The sequence below is a fragment of the Neobacillus sp. CF12 genome, assembly GCF_030348765.1.
In the GTDB taxonomy this organism is placed as follows: domain Bacteria; phylum Bacillota; class Bacilli; order Bacillales; family Cytobacillaceae; genus Neobacillus.
Genome location: NZ_JAUCEU010000007.1, coordinates 1,271,256 through 1,289,411 on the forward strand (window position 1 = coordinate 1,271,256; position 18,156 = coordinate 1,289,411).

The following is an 18,156-nucleotide window of genomic DNA, read 5'->3' on the forward strand; positions in this document are numbered from 1 at the left end:
GGACTTAAAATGGTTGTCCGCTTCTATCACACAATCTTGAATTAAACTTCTCTTCTCATGGCCTTAAGTACATCAACTTTGGTTGCTCGTTGAGCAGGACGAAGACCAGAAAGGATCGTTACTCCCAAACAGATGACCACACAAATAATCGGAAGACTCAGTGGTATATCACTAAAAATAAGTTCAGGAGGCATTTCCTCATTAAATGCCTGTTTAATGATTAAAGGAATTGCAAAATTTACTGTATAACTAATTCCGTAGGAAACGATTGTACCGATTAATGCCCCAATCAGCCCAATATAACTGCTTTCCAAAAGGAAAATTCGTTTTATGGTACGAGGAGTTGCTCCGATTGCTTTCATAATTCCAATATCGGGTGCGCGCTCTGTTACGGCCATTGTCATAGTATTGTAGATTCCGATTGAAGCGATTAGAATTGCAATTGTCCCTATAAAGATTAGTCCTACTTTTGCAATAGCAAACATTAAATTTACTTGCTTCAATTCATTGACTACCGAATACGTTGCATATTTCTCTTCTTTTAATTTATCCGCTATCCCCTGGACGGCTTCCATATTCTTCGCATGAATTTTCACATCATCAAAAGTATTTCGATCAACTTCAAGTTGAGTTAAATCCACCTCACTATTTGAATCTAATACAATCCCTTTTGGAGTTCCTGTAAATGATTCAATTTCCTTCAAGATATTCGCTGAAATATAAACACTTCTATCCTCTTGCCATTCCTTCGTTGGTTTTTTGGTTATACCGACAACGGTTACAGGTATAATTTTCTCTACCTGTTTGCCCTCCTCGAGTTTTTGGACAGTAAGATTTATTTTTTCTCCAATAAGTTCCCCATTAAAACGAAACTCTTCTTTCAATTGTCCTTTATCATCAAACCACTCTTTCTTTGACTCCCCTATTACGGCAAGATTAAGTGGAAAATGAAATCCGACCACTACTTCATCCTGCCCTTTTGCCAGACGGCCTTTTGACAATTCAAAACCTGCTTTTATTTCAGAAGGAAAGTCAGCGACCACGGTTTGGGTACTTAGTTGATAATTCCCAATTGAATAAGTACCTTCCTGCTGCAGCAATTTTCTTGTTGTTACTGATTTTACATCCTTAAGTTTTTCAAATGTTTGAACATCTTTATCTTCTAATTGGCGATAACCGTTTCCATCATCGGTTTCCTGTCCATAAACATCAATCTGTGTGACAATACCACCCTCCGTAATCTCCTTGACTACGGATTTTTGTAAACCAAAGCCAACGGATGCAAGGACAATAAGGAAGGCACAACCCATCGCTGTTGCAAGTATGGTCATAAACACTCTCGTTCTATTTTTCTTCATATTTTGCTTAACGAAACGGAATTGGTCTTTCAATTTCATACAAGCACCCCCTCGCTAATACGTCCATCTTTCAACTCAATCGTTCGATGACCAATCTCCGCTACCTTCTCGTCATGTGTAATAATCAAAAAGGTAATTCCTAAATCAGTATTCAACTCTTTGATAAACGTTAATAAATCCTCTTCCGTTTCACTGTCGAGACTTCCCGTTGGCTCATCTGCTAGAATGATAGGTGGATTAACGATTAAGGCGCGAGCAATACTCACCCTCTGCTGCTGTCCCCCCGATAATTCTCCTGGATAGTGTTCCTTGTATTCTAACAATCCGACTTTCGCCAGCATTTCTTCTGTTTGTTGTTTCCTTTTGATTTCGCTGACCCCTTTTAATATTAATGGAAGTTCCACATTCTGAAAGGCTGTCATACTAGGAATCAATTGAAAGCTTTGAAAGATAAAACCAAGGTTTTTGATTCTAAAATCTGCAAATTTTGTCTCATTTAATTGCGACACCAACTCGCCGTTAATCCAGATTTCACCCTCCTTTGGGTGAATGAATCCACTTACTAGATTTAAAAGAGTTGATTTACCCGAACCACTCCTGCCAACAATGGTGACGATTTCCCCTTTTTCAACTTCAAACGAAATATCTTTTAGGATGGGGATTACTGTTTGCTTTCCTTTTTTTCCTACCACAAATTCATGACTTAACTGTTTTATTGTAATCATAATGTCCTCCTGTTTCCCTACTTCACTTAATAGACGATGTCCGTTAACCATACCCCTACAGTTTGCCAAAAATATTTTTACATTCTTCAAAAATAGCTATAATTGGTGTTTTTTCGCTAAAAAATTTATAATGAATAAACAAAAATCCTTTTGTAGGAAAGGAGATCCGATGGAGAAATTACGCCCATTTTGGGAAATGATTGTCCGATTCTGGAAAAAGAAACATCTAACTCAGCTTTTATTATTAGTCATTTTGATTGTGGTGCTTGTAACCATCGTCTATTTCGGCTGGCTTGCATCGAGGGCAAATGTCCAGACCTTAAAGCAGGGTCTTAGCCAACCGACCGTTATTTATGATCATACCGGGAAAGTTGCAACGAATGTTGCAACCAATCGGACAGGTGGTGCCAAAATTGAGAAGCTCCCGAAATACGTTCCTGGTGCAGTTGTAGCGATTGAAGATGAACGCTTCTACGAACATAACGGCTTTGATCTTAAGGGGATCACTAGGGCGTTATTCAATAATTTATTTGCAGGTGAAATTACAGGCGGCGGTAGTACACTTACCCAGCAATTAGCAAAAAATGCATTGCTATCACCTGAGCAAACCTATAAGCGAAAAGCGGAGGAGTTATTTTTAGCGGTAAAGATTGAAAAAGTATATAAAAAAGAGGAAATTCTGCAAATGTACTTAAACCAGGTATATTTTGGCGGCGGTGCATGGGGGATTAGTAATGCCTCAAAAAGATATTTTGACAAAGATATAAAAGACGTTACCATCAGTGAGTCCGCCCTGCTAGCAGGATTACTGCAATCACCGAGTTACCTCGACCCAACGAAGAACTATGACGTTGCTATGAAACGAAGAGATGTCGTTCTTGGCAAGATGAATGAACTTGGTATGATTACGAAAGAACAATACAGTGCAGCAAAAGAAGAAAAGATTAAGATTACTAGCGGCAGTGGAAATTTTGTAGAACGGAAATATCCATATTATGTGGATGCAGTCCTAAATGAAGCCATTACTAAATATGGATTAACACAGGAAGAAATCTTAACAAGAGGATATGTGATTTATACCGAGCTAGATCAAAACCTGCAAACTGAACTCGAAAAGGTAATGAATAATAAATCGCTATTTCCAAAGGGAAAAGGCGATACTATCGTTCAAAGCGGTTCCGTATTAACGGACCCCGCTAGTGGAGGTGTACGAGCACTGGTAGGAGGCCGTGGGGAGCATGTATTCAGAGGGTTCAACCGTGCCACTCAATTAAAGGCTCAACCAGGTTCAACGATAAAACCCCTTGCGGTTTATACTCCAGCCCTTGAGGAAGGTTATACATTTGACTCGGAGCTCATTGATGAGCCTACTTCTTTTGGTGAGTACAAACCTGAGAATTTTTCCAAAACCTATCAGGGCAAGGTTCAATTATATAAAGCACTGGAGGATTCCTTAAATATTCCAGCAGTTTGGCTTTTAAATAAAATTGGACTTGAGAAAGGATTAGATTCACTCAAAAGCTTTGGATTGCCAATCGAAAAAGAGGATAGAAATCTGGCCATCGCGTTAGGGGGAATGAGTAAAGGTATCTCTCCGGAACAATTAGCAAATGCCTTCTCCGCTTTCCCAAATGGCGGTAAGCGTAATGACAGTCATCTTATTACAAAAATTGTCGGTCCTACTGGAAACACTATTGCCGAACGGGAGCCTAAGACGACAAAGGTAACTTCAAAGGAGAATGCCGATGAAATGACATCGATGCTTCTAAACGTAGTCGAAGCTGGAACAGGTAAAAAAGCTCATATACCAGGTGTTCAGATAGCAGGAAAAACGGGGTCGACCCAGCTTCCATTTAATGATATTAACGGAACAAAGGATCAATGGATGGTTGGTTATACCCCGAATCTGGTGGCAGCGATTTGGATTGGATATGATCAAACGGACCGCGAGCATTATCTTCCAAGTAACAGTTCAGGGAATGTGGTTCCGATTTTCAAGGAAATCATGAAGGCATCTTTACCACATTTACCAACGCAAAACTTTGATGTTCTCTCGATTAATGACCAACTGGCCGGTAAAACGCAAACCAGAGAGGAAATCAAAAAGCAGGCAGAGAAAATCAGCAAAGAATTAAACCAAAATGCTCAAAAACTGGGTGAAAAGATTCAAGAAAAGGCTCCTGTTTGGAAAAAAGGATTGGAAGATGCCATGTATTCCGTCGGAAAAGGCATCGATACTCTCATCCAGAAACTGAAAGGTCTATCAGAATGAGCACGCCAAATGGCGTGCTCATTTATTTAGGTTCTTTTCAAATAGATTGGTGTTTTCAAACATACTTAAGCCTAGGATATAAAATAATCCGCTGATTCGGACTCGGTTGCCTTGATCTATTAAACCCGTCTGAATGTAACAGGAAGATTTGTCACTAATACAGGGTATTGAGGACATATCTCACGTACTGTCAGAAGGATTTGTCTTTAATACAGGGTATTGAGGACATATCTCATGAGTCTTCAGGAGGATTTGTCCTTAATACAGGGTATTGAGGACAAATCTCACGTGCGATCAGAAGGATTTGTCCTTAATACAGGGTATTGAGGACATATCTCACGTGCGATCAGAAGGATTTGTCTTTAATACAGGGTATTGAGGACATATCTCACGAGTCTTCAGGAGGATTTGTCCTTAATACAGGGTATTGAGGACATATCTCACGAGTCTTCAGGAGGATTTGTCCTTAATACAGGGTATTGAGGACATATCTCACGAGCCTTCAGGAGGATTTGTCCTTAATCAAGGATCTTTAGGAAAATCTAACGACTGAACACCCATTCGGACTCAGTTTGCCTTTGCCTCACCGAACTACTTTTAGAAACCTCTTTCGTTAACTGATTGGTATAAAATGCAACAAATTTTACGAAAAAATCTTTTATTTAACATCAATTGAGTGAAAATACTTAGCTGTCAATCTTATTATATCCTCTTCTTGGCACTGTTCAAATGCAATAATAAAGCAGGTTGCAGGACCTGATGATTTTACAATATCTAACTCCGTACAAATCATTTCTTTCGAAAATTCTTTAGTGGGAAACATTTGATTAAGTTCCGTTAAGATTCCTTTTGAGCCAATGGGCCAAATCAATATATCTTCAAGTTTAGATACTTCTTGAAAAGTCGATAAAGGTACAACCTCGTGTGCAAGGTCTATCACTTCGTTTCCAACTAACGGCATACCGATGACGGCGAGTTTGAGATTTTTTGAAAATATCTTATCAGTCTTTTTATCTAAAGACTTTTTTCCGATAACGACTAACCCAACAGCCGATTGTTCTAAATTAAAATTACTCTCCGTGCTCCCTGTAATTGGTATATCCTTTAGGTTTAGTTCATCCAATCCTTTTTGAATTCCATTTACAAGCTTACTCCATGAGGCATCCCCACAAAAGTTATGCAGCACAACTGAAACCAACTCTCCGCCTGCAGCGATACATTCCATTGCAGCGACTCTAAATGAATAATAGGCAACTGTTTCGTAGGAGACACGAACAAGATCATGTTCTTTCATCCCAATACCACCGCTATTATCACTTGCGATGATAAGTGATTCTTCATTATTTAACGGGATTGTGATAATATCTCTCATAACTTTATTTCGCTTTTAATTATATCTTGTTTGACTAAAGCTTTTAGCCGTGGGATTGCCGCCAAAGCGATAACAGTATTGATTATGGATCCGATTAATAATGAAGGAACAATTGCAACATAAAATGCACTATTCATTAAAAATAAAAACGGCAATGGGGCGGCAAATGCATTTGCAAGGATAAATAAAATACTAGCGATAACCTTTTTATTCTTTTTATAAAGAACACCAAATATATAGACGAGAACGGCCATTTCAATTGCAATTAGACCATGCATTGGTCCTAATGGAAATCCCGCGATTAAGGCAGATAACAAATGCCCTAACGCACCAACAATGGCACCTGCTCCACTCCCTAACAAGGCAGCAGCAAGTAAAGCTGGAAATACGTCAAAAGCTACACTGCCTACGATTGCCGGAATTTTTATCGCAGCCCCAACTGCGGATAATGCTGAAAACAATGCCAGTAAAATGAGCATTCTACTTTTCATCTTTTCGTTTCCCATCCCTGAACACTTTTGCACTCCGAACATATTCTACGTCTTTTACGTTGAGTCGATAATTTACCACTCTCGCTAAGGCAAAGAAATAGTCCGAAAGACGATTTAAATATTGTAGTGCTAATTCCGGAGTTTTCTCGTCGTTTTTCATTAAGGATACAACTAATCTCTCTGCTCTTCTTGTCACCGTTCTAGCAATATGAATCGAAGCAGAGGGCTTTGTGCCGCCAGGCAGAATAAATCGTTCGAGCTCTGGAGCTTCCAGAATATATTCATCGATTTTCTGTTCTAAGTAGTCAATGGCTTCTTTCTCCAGCTTAAACTCAACCTTATTAGAAATATTGGCAAGGTCCCCGCCACAATCAAATAATTCATGCTGAATTTTCTCAAGATCTGCTAAAACATCCTTAAAGATTACCTCATCAAGCTCAGTCATAACCTGCCCTACAAAACAATTAACTTCATCCACTGTTCCGTACGCTTCCACTCGAATATCATCCTTGTCGACTCTTCCTCCAATAATACTTGTTTTTCCTTTGTCGCCCGTTCTTGTATAAAGTTTCATAGCTTCTCATCCCCTGTTAATTTAATTGTTTGATTTAATCCATACCAAATGACATCCACTTTTTCTGCTTTTGCAGCAAGATCTTGATAGGCCCAACCTGTGACATCCCGCCATAGCCTATTTTCTTTCTCCACCGGAACAATTCCTTTCGTGATATCTGTACCAATTACCACTAGTTTTCGCTGTGGCTCTGCTTCTTCCCAGGAAAGCCATTGATTTAAAGTTTGAATCCAAATTTCTCGGCTTCTGTATGAATCATATGTTTTGGTTAACTCTTTTAACCAAATTTCAATTCCTTCTAAAACTAGTAAATCACTATTAATATGGGCTAGATTTACTGTCAGAGGTGTGTCTTGATAAGCGGAGAGCCAGGTTCCAGTTAATCCGTATGTTTTCTTTACCCAAGCTCTTTTGCCGTTAAAGGAACCTCCTGTAATAAAGTGCAAGTTTCACCCCTCCTTAATGCTTCTCTTTCAAAAATAAGTTCATACCCTTGCTTATGCGGTGCTTGCCAAGACCAAAAATCATTTTTGATTGGTGCAAATTTAGATAATAAAAATCTTATCACCCCACCGTGCGTGATAATGGCACAGCGTTCGATGTTTTTAGAGAGAATTTCTCCAGTAATCATTTCCCACCCATTTTGAACCCTATGTGTGAATTCCTCAAATGACTCACCCCCTGGCGGATTATAAGAGAGTGGATCAGAAAGCCAACGTTGATAAAGAAGGAGTTCTTTCAAGTCTTCATAGGTTTTTCCTTCCCATTGCCCAAAATCCATTTCCCTTAATTCAGGTAATAGCTTTAGACTCTTAGTTGGAAAAAGAATTTTTGCTGTCTCTACACATCTTGGCAAATCACTTGAAAAAAAGAGATCGTATCTGCTGTTCGTGCTCATATTCTTAGAATCTTTGCATAAAGGGGAATCCTTCCAGCCTAAATAGGCTTTCCGTTTATTTTCCTCTGTTAGCCCATGGCGAAATAATGCAATAACCACACTGTCATCCATAAAAACAATTCAGTCCCTTCTACTGAAGCGCCTAGAACATCTCCCGTAATCCCACCAAACCAACTTACTGCTTTCAAGCGGCATACTAGCAAACTAGCACAGGCAATCACGATTAAAACTGAGAGAAGAAAGAAGGCATTATCAACGAAAGTCATTAGCGCAAGAATGACAGCCATAAAAATGGGATATACCCATAATACCTTTATTGTTGCAGCACGTTGGAATAAAGCACCTAGTCCCTCACTTTTAGCGGATTTTACAGTAAGCAGCAGGACACCCATGACACTTTTACTCAAAAATGGGATAGTGGCAATTATCAAGTATGTTACACCTTGTACATTTTCAGTAATCTCATATATAAATAAAAAACGACAACTTAACAATACAATAACTGAGATTACACCAAATGCTCCCGTTCTTGGGTCCTTCATTATCTCAAGCCTTTTCGTCAGATCACCGTATGAAAAATAAGCATCGCTTGCATCCATCCAGCCGTCCAAGTGAATTCCACCTGTTAAAAGAATAGTCATGAGCCAAAGAAAGAACGCGACTGCAAGAGTGGAAAAAGGCGTATATTCTGCCAATACATAAAATAGTGTGGCATATATCCCCCCTTGAAGAAGTCCTACTAAAGGGAAGGCTTGGACAGCACCTTTTAGATGAGGTTTATCCATTGGTAAGTTAAAACGTATCGGAATAGCTGTGAAAAATTGCAGGTCGAGTAAGAAACCCTTTAGAAATTTCATTCTACGCACCACTTGTTGATGATGTCATTTAACTGCTCAAAATTTAGATTTGCTCTCATTTGACCTGCAATTTCATCATATCTTTTATCTTTGTATTCACGTATATAAATGGTTTCCTTACTATTCAAGCCTTTACTTTTTCGAATCATGTTTAACCAATGATTTCTCCATTCATCATTATGAAAAAGATGATGCAGATACGTTCCAATAATTTGACCGTTCCTGCCGTAATAGCCTTCCTCTTTTCCATTCTCAAGCGCTAGAAATGAACAGCCTTGCTGATGTAGTACCGTTTTCCCTAAATGTATTTCATACCCTTCTAGCTTTCCATTTGGGACCAAACCTGTATCTTCGTGGTAGATTCCTGCGGATCTCACTGTTTCTTTTTCATCATAAAAAATGGTCCTGCCTGGTATCCATCCCAGTCCTGCCACGCATTTGTTCACTATCCCTGTATCTGAACCCGTTTCATCAATGATTTCTTCACAAAGGATTTGATATCCTCCACAAATACCTATAATATAGCCACCATCTTCTATATGTTTTTGAATCAAGCTATCTAATTGTTTATCTCTTAGCGTATTCAAATCATTGATTGTACTCTTAGTCCCAGGAATAATGACTGCGTCAGGATTTCCAAATTCCGATGCATGTTTGACCCAGCGTATCGAAACATCCTCTTCATATAAAAATGGTTCCAGATCACTATAGTTCGAAACAAACGGAAGATAGATGACAGCAATATCCAGATTCCCTCTATTTCTGTTTGAAAACTGATTGCTTAAAGACAAAGAATCTTCCCCATCAATCATATGGTCTTCTACATAAGGCAGAACACCTAATACAGGAATCCCCGTTTTCTTTTCCAGCCAGGTAATACCGTCTTCAAATAAGCTAATATCCCCGCGGAATTTATTAATAATAAGTCCTGCGACTCTTTGTCTTTCTTCAGGTTCCAAAAGCTCTAGAGTCCCAACAATACTCGCAAATACTCCGCCTCTATCAATATCTGCAACTAGTATTACAGGAACGTCTGCCAGCTCAGCCACCTTCATATTCACAAGCTCTCGGTCCTTGAGATTGATTTCAACCGGACTCCCGGCCCCTTCTATCACCACTAGTTCATATTCACTTGATAACTGTTTTAAAGACTTCCGAATCACCTCAAGCCCTTTTTCATAAAAAGTATCTCGATACCCTCTTCCAGAAAGGGTTTTTAACGACTTACCCAAATAAACAATCTCAGAATCCTGATTCGAGCGAGGCTTTAAGAGAATAGGATTCATCCAAACCGTTGCCTCAATTTTTGCAGCTTCTGCTTGGATTCCTTGTGCTCTGCCAATTTCCTTTCCATCTTTCGTCACATACGAATTATTGGACATATTTTGAGATTTGAAAGGAACTACTTTTACACCATCATTAGCAAACATCCGGCAAAGCGCCGTCACAATAAGGCTTTTGCCAACATCGGATGCCGTTCCTTGAATCATAACTCCTTTCATATTCGAACTCCCTTCATGTTGATAGCTATTCCTGCTTCAACTAAAAATGCTTGATCAGCAGTCTTCACCAAGTGCTGATGAATCTTCCCCAGTAGTCTTCCATATGAAAATACGAGATCGTTTTCGGCCATTGACTCATGAAAAACCTCATTACTAACAACAATCAAAACTTTTGCTCTAACACGTATTTCATTTATTCCTGTAATAATCGTTTCCATTACTTGTTTAAAAAAAGATTCATCCCAACTTTGGCTGGCCAAAAACAATTCATTATTTAAAAGGGTCGTTACGCAATCGAGGAGAATAATATCGTTATCGTTGAACATCACCGCAGCTTCCCCAATATGTTGGGACTGCTCAATCGTTCTCCATTTAAATGTCTCTGCTTCACGATCACGCCGGTGCTTTGCAATTCGTTCCTGCATTTCTTGATCGGAAGCAACACCCGTTGCTAAATAATTTAATTGACCGCCATTTTCTCTTGCCAGCTCCAGCGCCATTTTTTCGGCAAAGCTGCTTTTCCCGCTCCTTACCCCGCCAGATATAAAGATTAATGAAGCTTCCGCCATTCCAGCAACACCTCCATTAATGCACTATTTTCTTGCTTACTTTTTATCGCAAAGCGAAGCCAATTTCCTTCCAAGCCCGGAAAATTAAACGTATGCCGGGGAATAATCCCCTTGTGTAATAAAAATTCAAAAAGGCTAAACTGATCCGTGAAAAAGGGATCTCGTAACAAATAAAAGTTAACTTGGGACGGAGTGATCTCAAAATTATTTTTGCTATAAAAGGTATGTAGCCGTTCCCGTTCTTCCCAAATATAGACTTGTGTCTTATTTATAAAATCTTTATTTTGTAAACAAAGCTCACCTGCCAATAAGGCAATCGTATTGATACTCCAATGCGGCTGTAATTTGCTAAGTTTCGCAATGATTTCTGGGGTTGCCGCCAAATATCCTAACCGAAGTCCTGGAATGGCAAACATTTTTGTCATAGAACGGATAATAATTAAATTTGGAAACTTGTTTATGTAAGGAATAAAAGATTGATAGTCTAGTAAAAAGTCATAGAAAGCTTCATCCAAAATCACGAAACAATTTTGTTTTTCACATTCCTCTATTATCGAAAGGATCGTTGAAACAGAATATTGAATACCGGTTGGATTATTAGGATTGCACAAGAATAATGCATCTACACTTGGTAAACTTAAGCGTAACTCATCAATGCTTAGCTCAAAATTCGGCTCCTTTAATTGATGGTATTGAATCTCACAATGATTTGCTCGACAGGCCATTTCATATTCAGAAAAAGTTGGTTCCACCACTAGTACCTTTTTGCCTGTAAGGAGTCTTGCCACAAGTGTAATAAGTTCGGCTCCTCCGTTGCCAATTAAAATAGAATCATTAGAAATTTGTTCACCCTCTGCAATTCTATTCTTGAGTTTTTCCGCAAATGGGTCTGGATACACGATAATTTCCTGATAAAAATCATTCCATTTCTCTTTTAAGTCAGGAGGCGGTCCTAGAGGATTAATATTTGCACTAAAATCTATATACTTTTCAGGGAGCGAAAGTCCCATCGACTTAAAAAGGTGCTGCGGATTTGATCCATGTGATGGCCATTTCAAGAATCATCCCTCCTATCCATAAAAATAGCAAAAATAAAAAGACTGTTTTATCTAAGATTTTATTAGCCACTAATATATGACCTGCTTGAATAGGAACGAGAGGCTCACCCATCTTTGCCCGGTTTGAAAGTATTCCTTTGTAATAGTTAATACCGCCAAGCTGAATCCCTAAAATAGCTGCAACAGCCGCTTCTCCCCAGCCGCTATTTGGACTCGGATGCTTCTTCGCATCACGGAACAATATTTTCCATGCCCGTCGATATTCTAGTTCCGCAGGCTTTGTTCCGATTAGCATGATGATCCCGGTTATCCTGCTTGGGACCCAGTTCATCACATCATCCCATTTAGCAGAAGCCCAGCCGAAATCTTTAAATCTCTCATTCATATAACCTACCATCGAATCACAGGTATTACTTGCCCGATAGACCATTGCCAGCGGCGCACCCCCAATTAGGGCCCAAAACAATGGTGCTGTCACCCCGTCACTCGTATTTTCGGCAACCGTCTCAATTGCTCCACGTGCAATTTCACCCTCATTTAATGTCCCTGTATCTCTGCCAACAATAAAGGAGAGTTTGTTTCTTGCTCCTGCCAAGTCACCCTTTTCTAAGGGACCATAGACATTAAACGAGGCTTCCTTCAAACTTTTTTGGGCTATTGTAGTTGCAATAATCATACTTTCAACGATGATCCCTGCAATAGGATGTATCTGATAACTAATTCCTACTAAAAGAATTACAATCAAGAAGACTAAAAATAAAACAAAAAGGAGCATTGCCACCCCTTTAAATTTCTTGTTTTTCCCATGGTTTAAACGTTTTTCAAAAAGTGAAATCAACGACCCTATCCATCTAACAGGATGTGGCCAATGGGGTGGATCTCCTACAACCTTGTCAATGAAATACGCTATAGTTATCGCGATTAAATGGTAAACAATCATATTCTTTTCCTTTTTTGAGATTTACGTATAGCCTCCAAAGTACACTCGTGTACGGCTTTTCCGATCAGTTTTCCTAAAGCTGTAATTGTCCCAGCATATTCCAAACCTACACCAGTCTGGGTAGCAGCGATTAAAATACTATCCGTCGAAGTACCCGTAGCAATGGTGCCTGTCACCCCATCGATAATGTTTAAATCATGGAGCACTTTCGCTTTTGCTTCCGTTGCAGTCATAATACTTTGAATAAATGCTTCTTCTGTTAATTCACCATTAACGAAAATCCAGGTATTGATGGTGCCAGGCACCTGTTCAAATGTATGCTGTTCACTTTTGGAAGCGTCAACGGCATTTCCAACGCCCGCAGTTACTACAACAAAGACTGAAAAACCAGCCCCTTCGATGTGCTTATAGGAAACATCCTCTAGGATAACTGCTGTCATCATTCCGACTGTTTCTGAAGGTTCAAAACCATTTATTTTTAAAAAGTCTGCCATTTCCTTGCGATGATCGCTGCAGTTATAGTCCTTTCCAACATGTCGATTAACAAAAGTGTGATGCCAGCCAACCCCCGAACCGATAACACCTGAAGACATTGTCCTTAATGGGGAAGGGGCTTTTAATTCGATAAACTCATTGGTATGGCGTAACATCGACTCATCGATTTTGATTTTTTTCTTCTCCTGCTTCTCTTCGGGTATTAGCACCATTTGCGGTGCGGCTACTCTTGGATGAGGTTGTTTCATAATCTCAGTATGGTATACGTTTCGTATTCTTTCTTCCCTCAGCACTTCATTGGGTTTATGGTTAATATTTATCACACCGTTTTCAAGCAGCAGCAGTCGATCACAGTATAAGCCTGCTAGATTTAAATCATGAAAGATCGAAAGGACGGTCAAACCAGTTTCTGTAGTCCAGTTTTTTAATAAATCCAGCAATTCCTTTTGATAAGATAAATCTAAATGATTTGTTGGTTCATCTAACAGGAGAATTTCAGGTTCTTGGGCGAGTGCTTGAGCTAAAAACACTCTTTGTTTTTCCCCGCCAGATAACTCTTGTATACTTTTATTTTGGAATGAAGTTATGCCTGTCTGCCTCATGACACGCTGTACGATACGTTCATCCTTTTCTCCCCAGGTTTGAAACCAGCCTGTTTGATGCGCATAACGACCGAGAGAAACGGTTTCTTTTACAGAATAGGAAAAGGATTGGGAAGAATGCTGAGACAAAACCGCTACGCTTTGAGCAAGCTGCTTTGAATGATATTCCTGCAGCCTTTTACCTTTTATGAAAATATCGCCATTAGCAAACGGTAAGATTCCACTAATCATTTTTAACAATGTCGTCTTACCACTTCCATTCGGTCCCAATATACCGAATAACTCACCTGTTTGGACTTCAAAGGTAATATCCCTCAGTACAGATTCAGTCGAATACCCTCCTGTAACATGTTGAACGCTAAGCATCTTTTAACCACTCCTTTCCGTCCTTTTTCTCTGTAAAAGGATAATTGCAAATACTGGTGCACCGATTAATGCAGTTATTACGCCAATCGGTAATTCCGTTGGAGAAATAATCGTTCTTGAAAGTAAATCTGCTAGAATTAAAAATCCACTTCCCGTAATAATCGACAACGGCAGAAGGTGCCTATGGTCCGGACCCCATAATAATCTTGAAAGATGTGGAATCACTAGCCCAACAAAACCTATCGTTCCTGAAACTGCAACCGCCGCTCCTGTTAAAATCGACCCTGCAGTTAAGATGATCAGTTTTCTCCTCTGAACATTCACACCTAAATGGTGGGCACGTTCTTCACCGAAGGACATGGCATTTAGTTCTTTTGCATTAAAAAGAAGTATCGTCGAACCCAGAATAAAAAAAGGTAAAATAATTTTTATGTATTCCCAGCCTCTCATCGATACACTACCCAATAGCCAGCCAATAATCTGCCTAAGTTCATCTCCTGTTAATGCAATCATAAGTGAAATAATGGCCCCGAGAAAGGAACTAAAGATAATTCCCGTTAATATGATCGTTTCCACTTTCATTGAGCGTTCAATTTTTCGAGCGAAAGCCAATACTAAAAAAATCGTGACCCATGAAAACAAGATGCTAAGTAATGGAAGGGTAAAACTCCCGATAATAGGGATTGATAATTGAAAAAATAAGGTGAGTACTGCCCCAACCGACGCACCTGAAGATACACCTAAAGTATAGGGGTCCGCTAATGGATTTCTTAATAGACCTTGAAAGGCTGCTCCCGCAATGGCGAGAGATGCCCCTACTAAACCCGCCAAAATAACTCGGGGTAACCGTATATTTAATACGATACTCGAAAACATGGGGTCGATTTGATCAAGTGAGATAAATCCAAATAGCTTTGACATCATGATTTGAAGAATGGTAAAGATAGGAACCGAAACGGTTCCTATCGAAATCCCTAGTAATATGCTTAGGAGAAGGAAGCTTCCTGCTATCAAATAGGCTACTATTTTATTATTTAAAAACTTCTGGATAAACAGCCTTTGCAAGATCCTCTACTCCTTCAACAATCCTTGGGCCTGAACGAGTCACAGTGTCAGAATCTACATCGATGACTTGCTTATTTTTTATTGCATTTACATTCTCCCAACCTTGTCTGCTAAACACTAGCTCTGCTGCATTCTCAGTATAAAAACCGTATGTAGTAATAATGACATCTGGATTTCGATCAATGATTGATTCCTGATCCATTTTAACCCAGCCTTCTTGATCGTTTGCAATATTTTCAGCATTTATCAACTGTATCATTTCATCCATAAAAGTGTTTTTACCCGTTGTAAACACTTCAGGAGCAGGGGATACCTCAACAAACACCTTTTTCTTTTCTTTTATTTCATTTGCCATAGCTTTAATTTCAGCTAATTTATCCTGCATACTAGTATTTAGTTCTTCAGCTGCTTTTGTTTCTCCAGTTGCTTTTCCAATCATAGCAATCGTTTCATATACCTGTTCAAAATTAAGAGCATCGTGAATGACCAAAACAGTAATTCCAGCATCTCTAAGCTGTTGAAGTCCTTCTGCCCCATTATCTGCGGTTGATTCATGTGCTAATACTAGATTAGGTTGTAAAGAGATAATTTTTTCGATATTTAGTTCCATATCACCAATTTTCTCTTTTGATGCCACTTCTTTAGGATAGTTGTCAAAATTAGATACACCTACAACTTCGTCACCAAGTCCCAGCGCAAAAGCAATTTCAGTATTACTCGGAATGACAGATACGATTTTTTCGGGTTTTGCCTCAATTGTAACCTCATTATCTAATGCATCTTTAATGGTTACTGGAAAAGCATTTTCTTCTTTCTTTTGCTCTGTGCTGCTGTTTGCTTCATCCTCTACAGGTTCTTTCTGTTCACCGCATGCTGCTAAAGCACCGATAGTAAACAAAAGAATGAGTAATAATGATGATAATTTTTTCATATTTCTTCCCCCTAAGATGACTTTTCGTCAAGTACTTCATAATAAACACTACCCCAAACATAAAAAACACCTCCTACTAAACGTAAGAGATGTTGGTTAGATTAGATTCCATTATAGAAATGATTCTAGTCGTCCACACCTCCCTATCCTCGTAGGTTCTTTTGGGGCAAAAGAATTAGGCAGGTTTCCTGGCTCATGGTCATTGCTCCCTGCGTCTTCCCATCAAATTGACAGTGACATTTTGCAGGTTTGCTCCCATTTACAGTGGCGGGACCGCGTTGGCATTTAACCAACTTCCCTTTTAAGTTAAAAACTTTTGAATGAGTTTTTAAGCACCTATTCTTAAATATTTTTTATGATAGTCCTATTATATAAGATAAAAATTCAAAATGTATCATTTTCCTCATATTTCATCAAAAAGCATTTTATTTTTCCATATTTCGGATTAAATTAGCCATCTCAATCGCTCCGGTTGCTACATCCCAACCTTTATTTCCAGCCTTTGTTCCTGCACGTTCAATTGCCTGTTCAATTGATTCCGTTGTTAAGACTCCAAAAATAACAGGCATTCCGCTATCTAGATTGATTCTTGAAACACCTTTAGCGACTTCATTACACACATAGTCAAAGTGTGGAGTGGATCCGCGAATCACGGTACCTAATGTAATTACAGCATCATATTTTTTGCTATTCGCCATTTTTTGTGCGATTAACGGAATTTCGAATGCACCTGGTACCCAGGCGATGTCTACATCTGATTCACTAACACCATGCCTTTTTAGGGCATCTTGGGCACCGCTTAGCAATTTGCTTGTAATAAATTCATTAAAACGTCCTACAACGATTCCAATTTTTAAACCAGAGCCTACTAAATTACCTTCATAAATATTATTCATGTTAATACCTCCAAATATTTTAGTGTAAAGTTTTTATTTTACTTTGTCCTCAATTATTTCCATTTGCAATGGGACCGTTTCGATGACTTCAAGGTCATATCCTTTTAGTCCTTTTATTTTTCGTGGATTATTGGTTAACAACTTCATTTTACTTATGCCTAAATCCCCTAGGATCTGAGCACCTATGCCAAATTCACGTAATTCTTGTCCACTGCCATTGTTTTCATTTATCTCTTGCCCATCCTCTTTTGACTGGTATGAACGCAATTTATTTAATAAACCACTGCCTTCCTGACGCATGTAAAGGAGGACTCCATTTCCTGCTCTTTCTATTTGACTTAAGGCAGCATGCAGTTGTGGGCGGCATTCACAGTGATATGAACCGAAAACATCGCCTGTTAAACACTCAGAATGCACACGGACAAGGATAGGATTCTCAGGGTTTATTTCGCCTTTAATTAATGCAAGATGTTCTTTTCCATCGATAACATTCGAATATCCTACAGCCTTAAAATCGCCAAATTCTGTTGGAAAATTTGTTTCTACTTCACGTTTAACCAACTTGTCCTTTTTATTGCGATATTCAATCAAGTCCTTAATAGTGATTAACTTGAGGTTAAGTTCATCGGCAATTTTTCGCAATTGCGGAACACGTGCCATTGATCCATCTTCATTCATGATTTCGCAAATGACTCCAGCAGGCTTAGCTCCACAAAGTCGTGCTAAATCAACTGCTGCTTCCGTGTGTCCTGTTCTTCTCAAGACTCCTCCTTTTTTGGCCACTAATGGAAAAATGTGACCTGGTCGCTTGAAATCAGAAGGCTTTGATTCCGGGTCGAGCAAACTTAAGACCGTTGCCGAACGTTCAAACGCTGAAATCCCGGTAGTTGTAAATTTATGGTCAATACTGACTGTAAACGCCGTACCATGTTCATCCGTATTGACTGCAACCATGGGAAAAAGTTCTAACTTCTGCGCTAATTCCTCTTCGATTGGAATACAAATTAACCCTTTTCCATGCGTGGCCATTAAATTGATTACCTCTGGGGTTGCTTTTTCAGCTAATGCAATAAAATCCCCTTCATTTTCTCTGTCCTCGTCATCACAAACAATAATAACTTTCCCATTCTGTAGATCAAGTAATGCTTCTTCAATCGTATCAAACACGTCTTATCTCCCCTTTCT

Annotated in this window: 18 protein-coding genes and 1 riboswitch; of the genes, 1 reads left to right on the plus strand and 17 read right to left on the minus strand. The window is 39.1% G+C overall.

Annotated features, from left to right (window positions below):
* Window positions 1–41: 41 nt before the first annotated feature.
* Together QUG14_RS06390 and QUG14_RS06395 are read right to left on the minus strand one after the other, a co-directional pair.
* Window positions 42–1,397, minus strand: a complete 1,356-nt coding sequence (locus QUG14_RS06390) for an ABC transporter permease (protein ID WP_289339686.1) — start codon at window positions 1,395–1,397, stop codon at window positions 42–44.
* The gene (locus tag QUG14_RS06395) at window positions 1,394–2,083 is read right to left on the minus strand and encodes an ABC transporter ATP-binding protein (protein WP_289339687.1); all 690 of its coding nucleotides are present in this window, start codon (window positions 2,081–2,083) and stop codon (window positions 1,394–1,396) included. The genes QUG14_RS06390 and QUG14_RS06395 overlap by 4 nt, the downstream gene beginning before the upstream one ends.
* 169 nt (window positions 2,084–2,252) lie before the next feature.
* Between QUG14_RS06395 and QUG14_RS06400 the strand changes: the two genes are divergently transcribed.
* Entirely contained in the window at window positions 2,253–4,355 is a 2,103-nt protein-coding gene (locus tag QUG14_RS06400) for a transglycosylase domain-containing protein (RefSeq protein WP_289339688.1), read from the plus strand.
* Window positions 4,356–5,013: 658 nt separating this feature from the next.
* Here the strand turns inward: QUG14_RS06400 and QUG14_RS06405 are convergent.
* The 15 genes from QUG14_RS06405 to ribB form a co-directional block, all read right to left on the minus strand.
* Complete coding sequence (locus QUG14_RS06405) at window positions 5,014–5,727, minus strand: ATP-binding protein (protein ID WP_289339689.1); 714 nt, start codon at window positions 5,725–5,727, stop codon at window positions 5,014–5,016.
* Window positions 5,724–6,218, minus strand: coding sequence for an ECF transporter S component (locus tag QUG14_RS06410; RefSeq protein ID WP_289339690.1), 495 nt, complete (start codon window positions 6,216–6,218; stop codon window positions 5,724–5,726). The genes QUG14_RS06405 and QUG14_RS06410 overlap by 4 nt, the downstream gene beginning before the upstream one ends.
* Window positions 6,208–6,792, minus strand: coding sequence for a cob(I)yrinic acid a,c-diamide adenosyltransferase (locus tag QUG14_RS06415; protein WP_289339691.1), 585 nt, complete (start codon window positions 6,790–6,792; stop codon window positions 6,208–6,210). Before QUG14_RS06415 ends, QUG14_RS06410 begins: the two co-directional genes overlap by 11 nt.
* Window positions 6,789–7,238 (minus strand): bifunctional adenosylcobinamide kinase/adenosylcobinamide-phosphate guanylyltransferase, encoded by a 450-nt coding sequence (locus QUG14_RS06420; RefSeq protein WP_289339692.1) that lies wholly within the window; start codon window positions 7,236–7,238, stop codon window positions 6,789–6,791. Before QUG14_RS06420 ends, QUG14_RS06415 begins: the two co-directional genes overlap by 4 nt.
* Window positions 7,190–7,789, minus strand: a complete 600-nt coding sequence (locus tag QUG14_RS06425; RefSeq protein WP_289339693.1) for a histidine phosphatase family protein — start codon at window positions 7,787–7,789, stop codon at window positions 7,190–7,192. Before QUG14_RS06425 ends, QUG14_RS06420 begins: the two co-directional genes overlap by 49 nt.
* Window positions 7,759–8,547 carry an adenosylcobinamide-GDP ribazoletransferase gene (gene cobS / locus QUG14_RS06430; RefSeq protein ID WP_289339694.1) on the minus strand — a complete coding sequence of 263 codons (789 nt, stop codon included), beginning with the start codon at window positions 8,545–8,547 and terminating at the stop codon, window positions 7,759–7,761. The genes QUG14_RS06425 and cobS overlap by 31 nt, the downstream gene beginning before the upstream one ends.
* Window positions 8,544–10,049 carry a cobyric acid synthase gene (locus QUG14_RS06435; RefSeq protein WP_289339695.1) on the minus strand — a complete coding sequence of 502 codons (1,506 nt, stop codon included), beginning with the start codon at window positions 10,047–10,049 and terminating at the stop codon, window positions 8,544–8,546. The genes cobS and QUG14_RS06435 overlap by 4 nt, the downstream gene beginning before the upstream one ends.
* Window positions 10,046–10,618: a bifunctional adenosylcobinamide kinase/adenosylcobinamide-phosphate guanylyltransferase gene (locus QUG14_RS06440; RefSeq protein WP_289339696.1), complete on the minus strand. Its 573-nt coding sequence runs from the start codon at window positions 10,616–10,618 to the stop codon at window positions 10,046–10,048. The genes QUG14_RS06435 and QUG14_RS06440 overlap by 4 nt, the downstream gene beginning before the upstream one ends.
* Window positions 10,600–11,676, minus strand: a complete 1,077-nt coding sequence (gene cobD, locus QUG14_RS06445) for a threonine-phosphate decarboxylase CobD (RefSeq protein ID WP_289339697.1) — start codon at window positions 11,674–11,676, stop codon at window positions 10,600–10,602. The genes QUG14_RS06440 and cobD overlap by 19 nt, the downstream gene beginning before the upstream one ends.
* Complete coding sequence (gene cbiB, locus QUG14_RS06450; protein ID WP_289339698.1) at window positions 11,633–12,616, minus strand: adenosylcobinamide-phosphate synthase CbiB; 984 nt, start codon at window positions 12,614–12,616, stop codon at window positions 11,633–11,635. The genes cobD and cbiB overlap by 44 nt, the downstream gene beginning before the upstream one ends.
* Window positions 12,613–14,079 carry an adenosylcobinamide amidohydrolase gene (locus QUG14_RS06455; protein ID WP_289339699.1) on the minus strand — a complete coding sequence of 489 codons (1,467 nt, stop codon included), beginning with the start codon at window positions 14,077–14,079 and terminating at the stop codon, window positions 12,613–12,615. The genes cbiB and QUG14_RS06455 overlap by 4 nt, the downstream gene beginning before the upstream one ends.
* A 3-nt stretch (window positions 14,080–14,082) precedes the next feature.
* Window positions 14,083–15,144 carry a FecCD family ABC transporter permease gene (locus tag QUG14_RS06460; RefSeq protein ID WP_289339700.1) on the minus strand — a complete coding sequence of 354 codons (1,062 nt, stop codon included), beginning with the start codon at window positions 15,142–15,144 and terminating at the stop codon, window positions 14,083–14,085.
* Window positions 15,110–16,075 (minus strand): ABC transporter substrate-binding protein, encoded by a 966-nt coding sequence (locus tag QUG14_RS06465; protein WP_289339701.1) that lies wholly within the window; start codon window positions 16,073–16,075, stop codon window positions 15,110–15,112. Before QUG14_RS06465 ends, QUG14_RS06460 begins: the two co-directional genes overlap by 35 nt.
* Window positions 16,076–16,236: 161 nt before the next feature.
* Window positions 16,237–16,430: riboswitch (cobalamin riboswitch) on the minus strand.
* 70 nt (window positions 16,431–16,500) lie between these two features.
* Window positions 16,501–16,971 carry a 6,7-dimethyl-8-ribityllumazine synthase gene (gene ribH / locus QUG14_RS06470; RefSeq protein ID WP_289339702.1) on the minus strand — a complete coding sequence of 157 codons (471 nt, stop codon included), beginning with the start codon at window positions 16,969–16,971 and terminating at the stop codon, window positions 16,501–16,503.
* Window positions 16,972–17,004: 33 nt separating this feature from the next.
* Window positions 17,005–18,138, minus strand: coding sequence for a 3,4-dihydroxy-2-butanone-4-phosphate synthase (ribB, locus tag QUG14_RS06475; RefSeq protein ID WP_289339703.1), 1,134 nt, complete (start codon window positions 18,136–18,138; stop codon window positions 17,005–17,007).
* Between the last annotated feature and the right edge of the window lie 18 nt (window positions 18,139–18,156).

What these genes read in the sequence shown, in the direction of transcription:
- QUG14_RS06415 (WP_289339691.1), bottom strand. Translation starts at nt 6,792, where the DNA reads ATGAAACTTTATACAAGAACGGGCGACAAAGGAAAAACAAGTATTATT.
- QUG14_RS06395 (WP_289339687.1), bottom strand. Translation starts at nt 2,083, where the DNA reads ATGATTACAATAAAACAGTTAAGTCATGAATTTGTGGTAGGAAAAAAA.
- QUG14_RS06435 (WP_289339695.1), bottom strand. Translation starts at nt 10,049, where the DNA reads ATGAAAGGAGTTATGATTCAAGGAACGGCATCCGATGTTGGCAAAAGC.
- QUG14_RS06405 (WP_289339689.1), bottom strand. Translation starts at nt 5,727, where the DNA reads ATGAGAGATATTATCACAATCCCGTTAAATAATGAAGAATCACTTATC.
- cbiB (WP_289339698.1), bottom strand. Translation starts at nt 12,616, where the DNA reads ATGATTGTTTACCATTTAATCGCGATAACTATAGCGTATTTCATTGAC.
- QUG14_RS06455 (WP_289339699.1), bottom strand. Translation starts at nt 14,079, where the DNA reads ATGCTTAGCGTTCAACATGTTACAGGAGGGTATTCGACTGAATCTGTA.
- QUG14_RS06465 (WP_289339701.1), bottom strand. Translation starts at nt 16,075, where the DNA reads ATGAAAAAATTATCATCATTATTACTCATTCTTTTGTTTACTATCGGT.
- QUG14_RS06410 (WP_289339690.1), bottom strand. Translation starts at nt 6,218, where the DNA reads ATGAAAAGTAGAATGCTCATTTTACTGGCATTGTTTTCAGCATTATCC.
- QUG14_RS06400 (WP_289339688.1), top strand. Translation starts at nt 2,253, where the DNA reads ATGGAGAAATTACGCCCATTTTGGGAAATGATTGTCCGATTCTGGAAA.
- QUG14_RS06440 (WP_289339696.1), bottom strand. Translation starts at nt 10,618, where the DNA reads ATGGCGGAAGCTTCATTAATCTTTATATCTGGCGGGGTAAGGAGCGGG.
- ribH (WP_289339702.1), bottom strand. Translation starts at nt 16,971, where the DNA reads ATGAATAATATTTATGAAGGTAATTTAGTAGGCTCTGGTTTAAAAATT.
- cobS (WP_289339694.1), bottom strand. Translation starts at nt 8,547, where the DNA reads ATGAAATTTCTAAAGGGTTTCTTACTCGACCTGCAATTTTTCACAGCT.
- QUG14_RS06390 (WP_289339686.1), bottom strand. Translation starts at nt 1,397, where the DNA reads ATGAAATTGAAAGACCAATTCCGTTTCGTTAAGCAAAATATGAAGAAA.